The sequence below is a fragment of the Hymenobacter lapidarius genome, assembly GCF_001816145.1.
Lineage (GTDB): Bacteria > Bacteroidota > Bacteroidia > Cytophagales > Hymenobacteraceae > Hymenobacter > Hymenobacter lapidarius.
Genome location: NZ_MDZB01000068.1, coordinates 18,961 through 33,736 on the forward strand (window position 1 = coordinate 18,961; position 14,776 = coordinate 33,736).

12 protein-coding genes are annotated in these 14,776 nt (G+C 61.4%); 4 read left to right on the plus strand and 8 right to left on the minus strand.

From position 1 onward, the window contains the following. Nucleotides 1–55 precede the first annotated feature (55 nt). From BEN47_RS03770 to BEN47_RS03795, 6 genes are all read right to left on the minus strand, one after another. Nucleotides 56–778 carry a pirin family protein gene (locus tag BEN47_RS03770; protein ID WP_070725272.1) on the minus strand — a complete coding sequence of 241 codons (723 nt, stop codon included), beginning with the start codon at nucleotides 776–778 and terminating at the stop codon, nucleotides 56–58. 198 nt (nucleotides 779–976) lie between these two features. Next, nucleotides 977–1,804, minus strand: a complete 828-nt coding sequence (locus BEN47_RS03775; protein WP_070725274.1) for a LexA family transcriptional regulator — start codon at nucleotides 1,802–1,804, stop codon at nucleotides 977–979. A 133-nt stretch (nucleotides 1,805–1,937) separates the two neighbouring features. Continuing rightward, nucleotides 1,938–2,315: a hypothetical protein gene (locus BEN47_RS20770; RefSeq protein ID WP_125921476.1), complete on the minus strand. Its 378-nt coding sequence runs from the start codon at nucleotides 2,313–2,315 to the stop codon at nucleotides 1,938–1,940. A gap of 98 nt (nucleotides 2,316–2,413) precedes the next feature. Continuing rightward, nucleotides 2,414–4,762, minus strand: coding sequence for a DNA helicase RecQ (gene recQ, locus BEN47_RS03785; RefSeq protein ID WP_317039450.1), 2,349 nt, complete (start codon nucleotides 4,760–4,762; stop codon nucleotides 2,414–2,416). Nucleotides 4,763–4,774: 12 nt separating this feature from the next. Next, entirely contained in the window at nucleotides 4,775–5,134 is a 360-nt protein-coding gene (locus BEN47_RS03790; RefSeq protein WP_083322087.1) for an endonuclease domain-containing protein, read from the minus strand. Between the two features lie 87 nt (nucleotides 5,135–5,221). Continuing rightward, entirely contained in the window at nucleotides 5,222–6,445 is a 1,224-nt protein-coding gene (locus tag BEN47_RS03795; protein ID WP_094122999.1) for a THUMP domain-containing class I SAM-dependent RNA methyltransferase, read from the minus strand. 88 nt (nucleotides 6,446–6,533) lie between these two features. Here BEN47_RS03795 and BEN47_RS03800 point away from each other — a divergent pair, with 88 nt between their 5' ends. The 4 genes from BEN47_RS03800 to BEN47_RS03810 all read left to right on the plus strand — a co-directional run bounded on the left by BEN47_RS03800 (nucleotide 6,534) and on the right by BEN47_RS03810 (nucleotide 11,787). Next, on the plus strand, nucleotides 6,534–7,952 hold the full coding sequence (locus tag BEN47_RS03800; RefSeq protein WP_083322088.1) for a sugar MFS transporter: 1,419 nt from the start codon (nucleotides 6,534–6,536) through the stop codon (nucleotides 7,950–7,952). Nucleotides 7,953–7,993: 41 nt separating this feature from the next. Further along, entirely contained in the window at nucleotides 7,994–8,323 is a 330-nt protein-coding gene (locus BEN47_RS22590) for a hypothetical protein (protein WP_317039451.1), read from the plus strand. Beyond that, nucleotides 8,296–9,048 (plus strand): UDP-N-acetylmuramate dehydrogenase, encoded by a 753-nt coding sequence (gene murB / locus BEN47_RS03805; protein ID WP_317039452.1) that lies wholly within the window; start codon nucleotides 8,296–8,298, stop codon nucleotides 9,046–9,048. Before BEN47_RS22590 ends, murB begins: the two co-directional genes overlap by 28 nt. A 363-nt stretch (nucleotides 9,049–9,411) precedes the next feature. After that, on the plus strand, nucleotides 9,412–11,787 hold the full coding sequence (locus tag BEN47_RS03810; RefSeq protein WP_070725278.1) for a phospholipase D-like domain-containing protein: 2,376 nt from the start codon (nucleotides 9,412–9,414) through the stop codon (nucleotides 11,785–11,787). Between the two features lie 85 nt (nucleotides 11,788–11,872). Here the strand turns inward: BEN47_RS03810 and BEN47_RS22800 are convergent, their stop codons facing one another. Both BEN47_RS22800 and BEN47_RS03815 read right to left on the minus strand, forming a co-directional pair. Beyond that, entirely contained in the window at nucleotides 11,873–12,184 is a 312-nt protein-coding gene (locus BEN47_RS22800; RefSeq protein WP_158010831.1) for a hypothetical protein, read from the minus strand. 3 nt (nucleotides 12,185–12,187) lie between these two features. Then, nucleotides 12,188–14,632: an endonuclease MutS2 gene (locus BEN47_RS03815; protein WP_070725280.1), complete on the minus strand. Its 2,445-nt coding sequence runs from the start codon at nucleotides 14,630–14,632 to the stop codon at nucleotides 12,188–12,190. Between the last annotated feature and the right edge of the window lie 144 nt (nucleotides 14,633–14,776).

Here is a 14,776-nt window from a genome sequence, read left to right on the forward strand (position 1 = left end):
ACAAAAGGCCGGATAGTATCCGGCCTTTTTTATTGAACAACTACGAGAATAACCCCTAGTAGTTGGCCTCGTTGGCGGGCAGGTCGATGAGGATGAACTGGGCGTCTTTGGTGGCGCGCACGTGCACAACGTCGTCGTCGGTCATGCGGGCCTGGTCGTTGGGTCCCAACTCGGTGCCATTCACAAAAATGGAGCCTTCCTTGACGTAAATCATAGTCATGCGGATGGGGAATGTCTTGAACTCAATTTCATTGCCTTCGTCAAGATTGGACCAGTACACCGTGCTGTTGGAATTCATATACACCACGTCTTCCAGCACTTTTTGGCCGGTCACGAGCGGCACCAGCTCGTTTTTGTTTCCACTCATAAAGCCGAGGTCTTTTTGCTCGTAGCTGGGGGCTAGGCCTTTTTGGCCCGGAATAAACCACAGCTGGTACAACTGCAGGGGCTCGTCCTGGCGGTTGAACTCGGAATGGGCCAGGCCGGTGCCGGCGGTCATGCGCTGCACCTCCCCGGCCTTGATGGTCGTTTTGTTGCCCATCGTGTCCTGGTGCGTGATTTCGCCTTCCAGGACCAGCGTCACAATTTCCATTTCCGAGTGCGGATGCTGTGGAAAGCCCGACTGAGCCGCTACACTGTCGTCGTTGAACACCCGCAGCGGGCCAAAATGCATGTTGTCACGGTCGAAATAATCGGCAAATGAGAACAGGAAATAGCTGCTGAGCCAGGCGGCAGGAGCAGCATGGTGGCGGTCGGCGGCGGAAATGTACTTGAACATGGAGCGAAAACAGTAAGGGTTGGCGTGCACCGCATACGGGCCCGCGCACTCCTTTGTTAACTATTGTAACGCACAATCTTGCTTGACCGGGCACTGGGAGAGCAGCCCGGCGTAACGCCAGCCAAGCAACACCCGACCACAGAAAACCCCTTCCGTTTGCACGGAAGGGGTTGCCATCTGACACTTAGCGCGTAATTATCAGGCTTTTTTGAGAAGGGCCACCTGCTGCTGCAGGTCGAGCACGAGGCTGGCTACCAGCTCCAGCGAAAGCTCGGCAATGGGGAAGGTGCTGCTGATGTAGCTTTTGGCTTCCCATATTTCGAGCACGTCGTCCACGTTGATGTCGTAGGGCGTGAAGTGGGGGTTGTCGGAGTGCAGCACAAACATGGCGCCGGAACGCAGCTTGTTGAACACGCGCTTGAACACGATGCCGTCCTTGCTGCTCACCACCACGCACGGCGTACCGTCCTTCACGGTAGCCCAGTCTTCCACGTAACGCCCCACGATAACGGTACCGCTTGCGATGGGCAGCATGGAGTCGCCGGCAATTTCGAAGGCCCGGTAGGTGCCGGTTTGGGAGAGCATGGGCAGCCGGAACTTGGGCAGCACCTCCAGGTACTCACGGTCGGCGTAGCCGTTGAGGTAGCCGGCAGCGGCTTTCTGGGGCACCAGCTCGATGTTCTCGTTCTGGTCCTTATCCACGGTGAAGGCCAGCACGCGGAGCTTGCCGCCAGCGGGGGCGGTGGGCGGGTCGGTGTCATCGTCGGCATTGGCGGCCACGGGCTCCTGAGCGCGCATGGCCCCAATGGCTTTGGCGTTCTTGCGTTTGCTAAAGTCGGTGGTTACCAGCTGGTCGAGCGTGATGCCGAACAGGCGGGACATGTTGACGAGGGTGGCGAGGCGGGGCTCGGCGCGGCCCTCTTCGTAGGCGCCCACCAGGGAGCGCTTGATGCCGAGCTTGTCGGCCATCTGGGCCTGCGTGAGGGCCAGTTCACGCCGGCAAAACTTGAGGTTAGTATTAATCATCGGGGAGGCAGCAGCCGGGAATAGCGCTTGGTTCAACGCAGATTCGGCTGGTGAAGTTAGCAACGCAAGCACGAAGTTACTAATTCACTTAGCTAATAATTTTCTGCCCACCACTTTAGCCTTTATAATCCTTTTAGGGGATGCTTTCTATACCAGCAAAGTAGAAGTCACCGTCACGCTTGATAAAGTGAAGCCCAATTTGCGCACCTTCGTGACCTTTAGCATATTCATTAGGTAACCAAGTAGTTATCAGCAGCAAAAAATCAGGCACTTGCTTCTGAAAAATCACGCTGACACCCTTTTTCAAACGGGCCCGCCTAACGTTTTCATTCTTTTGAAAAGTGCGCAAATATTTTTCAAAAAATTCGCTTCTACTTACATGATAGGAATTGTGTCCAGGTGAGAAAGCTCCTTCACAACCGAGGCAAAGTATTTTAGGAGCCGCCATTGCTTTAAAAAAAATCTTATCAGGATTGTCTATAAGTGCAAAAAACTTATCAGTTGCGGCCATCAACTGCAGACTATCCGCCTTGCTAACGGATTGTCCAGAGCAAGTTAAGCGACTAAGAGATAGACAAAACGCAAACAGCAAGAAACTTTTCATCGGTCCTATCCCTGCCCGCGCAGGCGCTTGTGGTACAACGCCGCCATGCGCAGCTGGAAGTAGTCGTACTTCTCGCGCAGGTGGTCGAACAGGTCGCGCAAGGTGGGGTCGCCGCCGAGTTGGGCGCGGGCGGTGAAGATTTCGGCCAGCTCTGCGTCGGAAGCGAAGTCGTGGATGCGCAGCTCGCGGCCCTTGGCGTAGGCGTTGTAGAGGTGCGTTTTCACGGTGCTCAGGGCCAGGCCGCGGCGCTCGGAAATGTCCTCCGGGGTGAGGCCCATCTGGTGGAACTGGATGGTGGCGTCCTCGGAGTCGCTCACGGGCTTTTCGGCCACGGCCACGCGGGGGCGCGGCTCGCTGAACATGTTATCCGAATCGGAGGGCACGGCCCCGCCGCCATCTTCCAGAATGAGGCGAATGAAGCTTTCGCCGTAGGTCTCGAACTTCTTCATGCCCACGCCCGAAATGCCCAACATGCCCACGCGGTTCACGGGGCGTTCGGTGGCCATTTCCTGGAGCGTGGCGTCGCTGAACACCACGTAGGGCGGCACGCCCTGCTCGTCGGCAATGGATTTGCGGAGCTTGCGCAACTTGTCGAACAACTGCGCCTCGGGCGTGCCGAAGGCGGTGCTGGCGGCGGCATTGGCCGCTTTCTTGCCGGCACGGGTGGGGCGTTCGGCTTTCTCGGCGGGCTGAAATTTCTTGAGGGGCAGGTTGAGCTGGCCTTTCAATACTTCGTGGCCGCGCTCGGTGATTTTCAGGGCGTAACCTTCCTCGTAGGCAATGTAGAACAGGCCGTCGTTCAGCATCTGGTGCACGTAGCTGTACCAGTCTAGGTAGGGCAAATCGGAACCCGCGCCATAGGTTTTTATCTGGTCGTAGCCGCCTTGCAGCACGGCTTGGTTGCGCATGCCGCGCAGGATGTCAATCAGCAGGTTGATAGCAACTTTCTCGCGGCTGCGGAACACCGCCGACAGCGCTTTCTGGGCAATCAACGTCCCGTCAAAAGTCGTGGGCGGGTTGCGGCAGATGTCGCAGTTGCCGCAGTCCTGCGGCAGGGTTTCGGAGAAGTAGTTGAGCAGGATTTTGCGGCGGCAGCTGGCAGCTTCCGCAAACTGCTGCATGCGTTCCAGCTTGGCGGTGTTGAGCTGGGCCTGGCGCGCGGGCACGTCCTTGGTCACCATCTCGCGCATCTGCATCACGTCGGCGAAGCTGTAGAACAGGATGGCGGTGGCGGGCGAGCCGTCGCGCCCGGCCCGGCCGATTTCCTGGTAATAGCCTTCGATGTTTTTGGGCAGGTTGTAGTGCATCACCCAGCGCACGTTGCTCTTGTCGATGCCCATGCCGAAGGCGATGGTGGCCACAATCACCTGCAGGTCGTCCTGCAAAAAGGCTTCCTGGGTCTTGCCGCGCTGCAGGGGCGTCATGCCGGCGTGGTAGTGGCCGGCCTTGATGCCCTTGGCAATGAGCTTCTGGGCTACGGTTTCGCAGGTTTTGCGCGAAAGGCAGTAGATGATGCCGGGGTCCTGCGGGTGGCGGGCAATGTAGTCGAGCACCGAATTGATGCGGTCCTGGCCGGGGCGCACGAGCAGGTTGATGTTGGGCCGGTCGAAGCTGGACAGGAAAACCTTGGGCTCGGCGAGGTTGAGCTGGGTTTTGATGTCGCGCTGCGTGAGGCGGTCGGCCGTGGCCGTGAGGGCGATGATGGGCGTGCTAGGGAAGTGCGTGCGCAGTTGGCCCAGCTGCGTGTACTCCGGCCGGAAATCGTGGCCCCAGCTCGAAATACAGTGCGCCTCGTCAATGGCAAAGAGACTGATGTTGACCCGCGTCAGAAACTGCAGAAAGCCGTCGCTTAGCAGCTTCTCGGGCGAAACATAGAGCAGCTTGAGGTAGCCGCCCGTGGCGGCGCGGGCAATGTCGTTGGCCTCCGATTGGCCCACGCTGCTGTTGATGTAGGCAGCCGCAATACCGTTGGCTTTCAGCGCTTCCACCTGGTCCTTCATCAGGGCAATGAGGGGCGAAACCACGATGCACGTGCCCTCCGACACCACGGCCGGAATCTGAAAGCAAACCGACTTGCCGCCGCCGGTGGGCATGAGCACCACGGTGTCTTTCCCGGCCAGAATGTGCTGGATGATGTCGCCCTGCATGGGGCGGAAGTTGTCGTAGCCATAGTACCGTTTCAGGGCCTGGCGGGCGGCTTGCATGATGGGCGGGGCGGTGGCTAGTTCGGGCATGTTCGGGCGGGTCACCTCACCCCCCGGCCCCCTCTCCTGCGGAGAGGGGGCGCCTGACGACCCGTTGGGGTGTGGGGTGAGGTGTAGATTGTCGGTGATGATGGCTAAGACTTCGGCCAAGTAATTTAGCACTTATTGATTGGTGAAACGCAGTTCGCGGTAGCCTAATTCCGTTAGCGTGAAGGTACGGCCGGTATCGTATTCGGCTTGGTCGGAAGCGAGGTGAATTTCACCGTCGAGTTCGATTATGAGGAAGGCGCGGGTGCAGAAAAAATCCACGATGTACCCATCAATAGCATGTTGGCGGCGGAAGCGGACGCCAAGTTTGGAATTGCGCAGCGCCTGCCACAAAACGTTTTCAGCCTCGGTGGGCTGGTTGCGGTTTTGGCGGGCAAAATCTTTGAGATGCTTGCGCCAGGGATTCACTTCGGTGGTGAACACGAAGTTGGCAACATCTTCGGGTCCAGAGGAAACGGCGCGCGGGGTTTCCATTTTGGGAAGTTACGCCGGCTGCCGTCACCTCACCCCCCGGCCCCCTCTCCTGCGGAGAGGGGGAGCCTGACGACTGTACTTACTGCATCATCCGCTTTCTTTTTCGTCCGCGCCGCCGTGGCTCCCCCTCTCCGCGGGAGAGGGGGCCGGGGGGTGAGGTGACGGCGCCCGCCGGCTCCCCCGGTACAACTCATACTTCAGCAGCCGGCAGTCAATCGGCCCGTTAAACAGCGGAGTGCGCCGCGCCGGCTTCAGCCCAATACTCTTCGCCGCTTCCAGATTACCGGTAAACACAAAGGCATTGTACCCCTGAAAATTCGTTTTCAGCGAATCCCCGATGGTTTTATACAGAGCGGCCATCTCGGCCTCCTCCCCTATCCGCTCGCCGTAGGGCGGGTTGGTGAGCACGATGCCGGGCTCCTGCTGGGCCGGGGCCACGGCGTCTTTCACGTCGCGCACCGAGAGGCGGATGCAGTCCTCCAGCCCGGCGGCCGTGATGTTGGCCGCGGCCATGTCGATGACCTTGGGGTCGAGGTCGGAGCCGGCGAGGTAGGCCTGGGGTTCTTCTAGGCGCTGGGCTTTGGCTTCCTCGCGCACTTGGCTCCAGAGCTCGGGGTCGAAATCGTACCAGTTTTCAAACCCAAACTTGCCTTGGTGGAACAGGCCGGGCGCGATGCGCTGGCTGATGAGGCCGGCTTCGGTGAGAATGGTGGCCGAGCCGCACAGCGGGTCGATGAGCGGCGTTTTGCCGTTCCAGCCGGAGAGCAGCACCAGGCCGGCGGCCAGCACCTCGTTCAGCGGGGCTTCGTTGGTATGCTGGCGGTAGCCGCGGCGGTGCAGGGAGTCGCCGGCCGCGTCAAGGCTCAGGATGACGTCGTTTTCCGACATGCGCAAGTGCAGGCGGACGTCGGGGGTGCGGGTGTCCACGCTGGGGCGCTCGCCGGTACGCTCCCGGAACTGGTCCACGATGGCGTCCTTGGTGAGCTGGGCCACGAACAGCGAGTGCTCGAAGGTGGAGCGGTTCACCACCGAGGTGATGGCGAAGGTTTGGCCGGGGCCAATGAAATCCTGCCAGTCGATGCGGCTCACCTCGCGGTACAGCCCCTTTTCGTCGGCGGCGTGGAACGCAGCGAAGGGCCGCAGCAGGCGCATGGACAGCCGGCTCCACAGTGCGGTTTCGTAGAGCAGGCGGTGGTCGCCGATGAACTCCACGGCGCGGCTGCCGATGTGCGTGATGTCGGCTCCGAGGGCGTGGAGCTCGTCGGCGAGCAGTTCTTCCAGGCCGAATTGGGTGGTGGCGGTAAGGTGCATAGTCCGGCAAAGGTCGGCAGAAAGTGTAGCGCATGCTTTAGCTTGCGCCATCAAACCCGTCATCTTCCAACTGGGCGCAAGCGAAAGCATGCGCTACGCACCTATGGCCCTCGCTCCTTCTTCCTCCTCCTCCGTTGCCACGGCCGCGCCCGCCCGCTCCTACGCCGGCCCCATGGTGCTGATGACGACGCTGTTCTTCCTCTTCGGCGCCGTCACCAACTTCAACGGAGTGCTCATGCCCTACCTCAAGGACGTGTGCCAGCTCACGGATTTGCAGTCCTCGCTGATACCGTTCGCGTTTTTCATTGCCTATTTCCTGATGTCGCTGCCCGCGGGCTACGTGCTAGAGCGCATTGGCTACCAGCGGGGCATTGTGCTGGGGCTGGTGATTATGGCCGGCGGGGCGCTGCTGTTTGTGCCGGCGGCAGAAGCCCGGGCCTACGGTCTGTTTCTGGCCGGCCTGAGCTTGTTGGGTGCGGGCATCACGCTGCTGCAGGTAGCGGCCAACCCGTACGTTTCGGTGCTGGGGCCGGCCCGGCAGGCTGCCAGCCGCATCAGCATTGTGGGCGTGGCCAATGGCCTGGGCGGCACCCTTTCGCCGCTGGTGGGCGGGCTGCTGCTATTTGGCAGCGCCGAGCTGCTAAAGAAACAGCTCGCGGCCCTGCCCTTGGGCCAGCGGCTGGCCCAGGAAGCGGCCTTGGTCAAAACGCCTTACCTGGGGCTGGCTTGCTTTTTGGCGGCGCTGGCGCTGCTCTTTTTCATCGTGCGCCTGCCCAAGCTCGAAAGTATTCCGGCCGATGAGGAAACCGTGCAGGCCGACGCCGCCTTGCTGGAAGGCCGGACTTCGGCCCTCGACTTTCGGCACCTTGTCCTGGGCGTGGGGGCCATTTTTTTCTACGTGGGCGTGGAAGTAGGGCTAGGCGACTTCCTCATTCGCTACGGCCAGTCGCAGCAGATTGCCCAGCTGAGTCCCTTCACCCAGACCCTGGTGCAGTCCCTGAATGCGGTAACCAACTACGGCCTGCTCGTCATCGGGCAAGCCCCGCTGCCCATTGATACCACGCACGGCTTCACGGCGGCCGTGGGCGCGGTACTGGTGGCCTCCTACTGGTTTGGGCTGATGCTGGGCCGCATCGTGGGCATTCCGCTGCTGCGCCGGCTCAATGACCGCCGCCTGCTGGTAGGAGTGTGCGGCGCGGGCATGCTTCTGGTGCTGGGCTCCATTTTGCTGCGCGGCGAGGCCTCGCTCTGGCTCATCGTGCTCTGCGGCTTGTGCAACTCCATTATGTGGCCGGTAATTTTTCCGCTGGCCATCAAAGGGCTCGGCCCCTTCACCAAAAAAGGTTCTTCCTACCTCATCATGGCCATTGTGGGGGGCGCGCTGATACCGCTGCTGATGGGCTGGCTGGCCACCCACGGCGGTGGGCTGCGCGTAGCGTTTCTGGTGCCGGTGGCCTGCTACGCCTACCTGCTGCACTACGCCGTGAGCGGCTACCGCGTGCGGTAAAGGGCTCGCGTCGGGCTGCATCGTCCGTTACCTTTGCGGCCATGATGCTGCTCCTCGAAGAAAACGTCTCCCTCCGCTCCTACAACACCTTTGGCCTCGACGTGCAGGCCCGCTACTTTGCCCGCTTCGCCTCGGCCGATGAGCTGCGCCAGCTGCTGCAGCTTCCCCAGGTGCAGGCCGCCGAGAAGCTCATTCTGGGCGGCGGCTCTAACCTGCTCTTCACCCAAGACTTCGACGGCGTGGTGCTCAAAAACGAGATTTTCGGCCTGCAGATTCTCAGCGAGGACGCCTCCGATAACACGGCCCTGCTGCGGGCCGCGCCGGCGAAAGCTGGCACGGCCTCGTGGAATACGCCCTCGACCAGGGCCTGAGCGGCATCGAAAACCTCTCGCTCATACCCGGCACGGTGGGCGCGGCCCCGCTCCAGAACATCGGCGCCTACGGAGCCGAGCTGCGCGACACCTTCGACCACCTGGAGGCCCTGGCGCTGGCCACGGGCGAGGTGCGGGTGTTCAGCGCGGCCGACTGCGGCTTCGGCTACCGCGAAAGCGTGTTCAAAAACGTGCTCAAAAACCAGTACGTGGTTACGGCCGTGGCGCTGCGCCTGCACCGCCTGGGCCAACCCGCCGGGTACGCCCCCAACGTGCGCTACGGCGCCATCGCCGAAACCCTGGCCGAACTGGGCATCGAAGGCGAACCCACGCCGCAGGAAGTGAGCCGCGCCGTGGTGCACATCCGCCGCTCCAAGCTACCCGACCCCGCGCAGGTGGGTAATGCCGGCTCGTTCTTCAAGAATCCGGAGGTGTCGCAGGCCAAGTTTGACCAGCTCAAAGGCGAACACCCCGACCTGCCCGGCTACCCCGTGCCCGGCGGCGTAAAGGTGCCCGCGGGCTGGCTCATTGAGCGGGCCGGCTGGAAAGGGCTGCGCCGCGGCCCCGGCGAAGGCACCCACGGCGTGCACGACCGCCAGGCCCTGGTGCTGGTGCACCACGGCGGTGCCACCGGCAACGACCTGCGGCAATTAGCCCAGGAAATAATCTCCTCCGTAAGCCAGCAGTTTGGCATCGAGCTGCACCCGGAAGTCAACATTTTGTAGTGCTGTTCAGCGAGTTGCCAAAATCTATCAGCACGTCATGCTGAGCTTGCCGAAGCATCTCCCCCGCGCCAGCTGTCATAATTTCCAGGCCGTCATGCCGAGCGCAGCCGAGGCATCGCGCTCGCACCGTCCAACGAAACGAGCGAGATGCCTCGGCTCGCTCGGCATGACGGCCTGGAAAATACGGCTACTCTGTTTTACTACTTAAACAGCGCCCACCATCATGCCCAGCGGGCGTAACCAAAAACCCAGCTCCCGGGAAGTACCAGCAGTTGCTCATGTCCAATCGGTTCGGTCTTAATTCGGCATCTTTGTAGTCTTGCTTACCCGTGCCTTGTTCCACTCACTCTTTATATTGTGTTTATGAAGAAATTTACTCTTCTGGCGTTGTTGGCCTGTGCTACTTCGTGGCAGGCCGCCAAGGCCCAAACTTCTATTTCCATCGCGGCGGCGCGGGCCCAAGCCCCTACCGCCAACAACGTGCAGGGCCCCGTCGTGACGGTGCGCGGCATCGTGACCAACGGCGTGGAGCTGGGCTCTGGCGTGAGCATCATCCGGTACATTCAGGATGGCACGGCCGGCATTGGCGTGTACACCACCACCTCCGGAACCCTGGCCACTACGGTGAACAGCCTGGTGCCCGGCGACAGCATTCTGGTAACCGGAGGGCTGAAAATGTTCCGCGGCCTGCTCGAAATTGACCCCGTGAATTCGTTAACGGTGCTGGCCGGCAACCGCCCCCTGCCTGCGCCCGTGGTGTTCACTGCCGCCAACTTCTCGGCCGCCTACGCCGAGCAGTACGAAGGGCAGCTGGTGCGGCTGAATGGCCTGACGTCGGTGAACACCACCGGCGGCGCGCTGGTCACGGCTTTCTCGGCCAACACCACCTACCGCCTGAACAACAATTCGGCGCTCGTAACCTACGTCAACGCCAACTCCACTGGCCCCAACGGCCTGGTGGGCAAGCCCAGCCCAACCGGCACCTTCGACGCGGTGGGCATCATCAGCCAGTACGCTTCCACAACTACCTCCACCACGGGCGGCTACCAGATGCTGAACCGCACCTACGGCGACTTCATTCAGGGCAACACGCCCAACCTGACTTCGGCCCCCACCCCCACCAACATCAGCACCACGGGCTTCACGGTGAATTTCACCACCCAAAACCCCGGCAGCGCCCAGATTAGCTACACCACCGTGCCCGTGCCCATTGGCAGCACGCCGCCCGCCGGCCAGCCGTTTCTGGTGAATGCCGCCGGCACCGGCACCCAGCACAGCGTGGTACTCACCGGCCTGCAGCCCGCCACGGTGTACTACGTGCAGGCGGTTTCGGTGAACGCCACCGGCCGCTCCGAGTCGCGCGTGACCCCCATGATTACGGCTTCGCTCTCGTCGGGCCGCATGAAAACCTACTTCACCCAACCCGTAGACAACACGCTGGCGCTGCCCAACAATAAAGCTACCTACACGCCCAACGGCAGCATTGCCGATACCCTGGCCAAGTACATCGGCCGCGCCCAGCAGACGCTGGACATTACCATCTACAACTGGAACAGCGTCACCATTCTGAATGCCGTGAACGCGGCCCACGCCCGCGGCGTGAAGGTGCGCGTTATCTACGAAGACGACAACTCCAACTTTAGCATTGCCGGCCTCACCCCCGCCATTGCCCGCGTGTTTCGCCCCGCCGGCGGCACGGTGAACACCACCAGCATCATGCACAACAAGTTTGTGGTGATTGATGCCAACAGCACCAACCCCAACGTGCCGGTGGTGTGGACGGGCTCGACCAACTGGACCACCGCCCAGCTCAGCACCGACCGCAACAACGCCATCGCGGTGCAGGACCAGAGTCTGGCCCGCGTGTACACCATCGAGTTTGAGGAAATGTGGGGCAGCGCCACCACCACGCCCGGCACGGCCTTGTTTGGGTCGCGCAAGACCGACAACACGCCCCACTACCTCGTCATTGGCGGCAAGAAGGTGGAGTCGTGGTTTTCGCCTACCGACAACGTGAATACCCGCCTCATCGAGACCATTCGCACGGCCGACAACGACCTGCACGTGCTCTCCATGCTGGTGACCCGCACCGACATTGGCCGCGCCCTGGCCGAGCAGGTGTCTCTGCGCAACATCGCCGCCTGCTCCGATGGCCTTACCAACGACACCAGCGGCGTGGCTGGCTTCGTGTTCCGCACCATTCGGGCGGGCATGGGCACCCGCTACCTCCTCGACAAGCTGCCGGGCATCATGCACCACAAAACGCTGATTGTGGACGCCGGCGCACCGCAGTCGGACCCCACCGTATTCGTGGGCTCGCACAACTGGACGGCCTCGGCCGACATAGAGAACGACGAAAACACGCTGGTTATCCACGACAACCTCATCACCAACCAGTACTACCAGGAATACGCCGCCCGCATCGCGGCCCAGCCCAACACCGGCTTCACGTTGTGCCGCCTGGCCCTGGCCACCCGCACCGGCACCGTGCAGGCCAGCACCATGCAGGCGTACCCCAACCCCACCCGCGGCAGCTTCAAGCTGCACCTGGCCAGCACGGCCGCCCGCACCGCCACCGTGGTGTTGCGCGACGCCACCGGCCGCGTGGTCCTGACCCAGACCCAGCCCCTGACTGGCACCGACCTCACCATCGACGCCACGGCCCTAAAGGCGGGCCTGTACCTGGTGCAGGTAACCACGCCCGAAGCTACCCAGGTGAGCCGTGTGGTAGTGGAGTAGTCCTTCCCACCTGACACCAAAAAAGGCGGCTCCTGCATCAGGAACCGCTTTTTTTGATTATAGAAACTGTTAAACTGATATTGATTCAACTCAATACCTCTAGCGAATTCAAGATTTGTCGCTGAAGTTCTGTAGGGACGTTAGTCCATAATGTGCTACCTATTGGGCAAAGCTCACAATTTCCACCATCTCCTTCCTTAACAACTGAAATAATGTGCTTATACCAATCTAGATATGACCATTCTCTCGGCTTCGGCGAGTGGAGAAATAACTGCTTCGCATCCCAATGGACTTCGGTACCTGAGCGCCAAATCATAGGGAAATGATGATTTAATGGCCTGATGAATAACCGGCCATGTTCATCAATCCCTATTTCCTCGATAGAATCAGTTTCCATTTGCTACTTCAGCACGGCAATGGTCACGCCGTCGCCGCCGCGGTCGGCGTGCTCGTCGGCCACGCTGGCCACGGCGCGCTGCGAGCGCAGGTAGTCGCGCACCACCTGGCGGAGCACGCCGTTGCCGCGGCCGTGCAGGAACTTGATTTCGGGCATGCCCAGCATCACGGCGTCGTCCACGAAGCTCATGGTTTTGGTGAGGGCATCTTCGGCGCGTTCGCCGCGCAGGTCCAGCGTGGGGCTGAAGCCGGCCATGCGGTCGGTGATGTTGATGCCGTTGCCGCCGCCGGAGCCGCCGCCGCCGAGCCGGCCGCTTTTGGCCTTGGCGGCCAGCTCCCGCTCCCGGATTTCGGCCCGGCCCAGCTTCTCCAGCTGGCTGAGCTTGGTGAGCGTTTTCATGCCGCCGAACATGACTTCGGCGGTGTTGCCCTTCACGCTCACCACTTCGCCGTGCCCGTCCTGGCCGAACAAGGCCACTTTGTCGCCGGGGCGAAGGTCGCCCGCCTCGGCGCGCTCGCGGGTGGCTTTGGGCTTGGGCGGCTCAATCTGGAGCTCCTGGCGCACGAAGGTTTCCAGCTTTTCGCGGGCGGCTTTGTTGGTTTCCTTTTCGGCATTGCCGCGCCGGATTTCGCCAATCGTGGCTTCGATTTGCTGGTTGGTGTTCACCAGCAGGGCTTTGGCCTGCTGTTTGGCAGTGCGCAGGGTTTCGAGGCGCGTGTCTTCGAGGTGCTGCTTGAGGTCGGTGTACTCCTGAGCGGCGCGCTTGAGGCGCTTTTCGGCTTTGGCAGCCTCGGCGGTACGGGTTTCCAGCTCCAGCTTATCCTTTTCGAGGCCTTCGAGCAGGCGGTCGTAGCGGATTTTGTCCTTGCCCACCAGCTGGGTGGCGCGCTCCACTACTTCCTTCGGCAGGCCGATTTTCCGGGCAATTTCGATGGCGAACGACGAGCCCGGCTTGCCCACTTCCAGGCGATAGAGCGGCTGGAGCTTGTCGGGGTCGTAGCGCATGGCGCCGTTCACAAGGTGCGGCGTGCGCTCAGCGAAATTTTTCAGGTTGGTGTAGTGCGTGGTAATCACGCCGTACACCCGCGCCCGGTTGAGTCCTTCAAGCACGGCCTCGGCAATGGCGCCGCCCAGGCTGGGCTCGGTGCCGGTGCCGAATTCGTCAATCAGCACCAGGCTCTTTTTGCCCGCCAGCAGCAGAAACTGCTTCATGGCCAGCAAGTGCGAAGAATACGTACTCAGGTCATTTTCCAGACTCTGCTCGTCGCCGATGTCCAGGAAAATATCCTCGAACACGCCCGCTTCGGAGTTGTCGGCGCACGGGATGAGCAGGCCCATTTGCAGCATAAACTGCACCAGACCCACAGTTTTCAGGCTCACCGACTTGCCGCCCGCGTTGGGCCCCGAAATCACCAGAATGCGCTGCTCGTGGTTCAGCTCCAGGTCGAGCGGCACCACTTCGCGGGCGTCCCCACTATCGCGCTTGTGCTGGGCAAAGGCCAGCTGCAGCAGCGGGTGGCGCACGCCGTGCCACTTCAGCAGCGGCTTGTTGTGCAGCACGGGCAGCTGGCAGTCGAGCGAAACGGCCAGTCTTGCTTTGGCCCGAATAAAGTCAATGAGGCCCAGGTAGGAATACGCACGGCGCAGGTCCGGCAGGTGCGGGCGCAGCTGGTCGGTGAGGGCCGTGAGAATGCGAATCAGCTCGCGGTGGTAGGCATTGTCGAGGTCCTTGATGTCGTTGTTGAGCTCAAAAACGGCTTCCGGCTCGATGTATACTGTTTGGCCCGAGGCCGATTCGTCGTGAATCAATCCTTTCACCTTCCGCTTATGCTCGGCAATAACCGGCAGCACCAGCCGCCCGCCGCGAATGGTGGGCTCGGCGTCGCTGGGAATCCAGCCCTCGGTTTTGGCGTGACGCAGGATGCCGGCAATCTGCTTGCGCAGCTGGCCCTGGCGGGCAATCAACTCCTGCCGAATCTGGCGCAGCAGCGGGCTGGCGTCGTCGCGCACGGCGCCCTCGTCGTCCACCACTTTGTCCATGGCAGCCAGCAAATTCCGGTCTACCTGCACGCCAATGCCCAGCAGGCGCAGCGTGGGGTACAGGCTGGCATCGGCGTCGCTGAAAAAGGTGAGGGCCTGACGGATGGTACGCAGGCTCATCTTCACCTCAAAAAACGCGGCCACGTCGAGGCACGCCCCCGGCAGGGCGGCGCGCTTGAGGTGGGCTTTGGGGTCGTAGTAGTGCGAGGCCGGGAAGTCGGCGCCGGAGCGCAGCAGAAAGGTGAATTCATCGGCCTGCTGCAGCAGCTTCAGCAGCGGCTCGTGCCTGGGCTGGAACTCCATACGGGCCACGTATTGACGGCCCAGGGCGCTCAGGCAGTTGGCTTCAAGCTGCTCGCGGAGCGTGGTGAAGCCGATTTTTTGTTCGAAGTGTTGGGGTAACAGCAAGAAAGTAGTCTTTCGATAATCAGGTTGGAATGCGAAGGTAAACAGCAGGCGGGCCGGGAAAGATTCGCAGAGTACAACGAAAATAGGCTATTCACGACGCTTGTCCTTTGCCCGCATCCAAGCGCCTAAATAGGCAATCAGCGT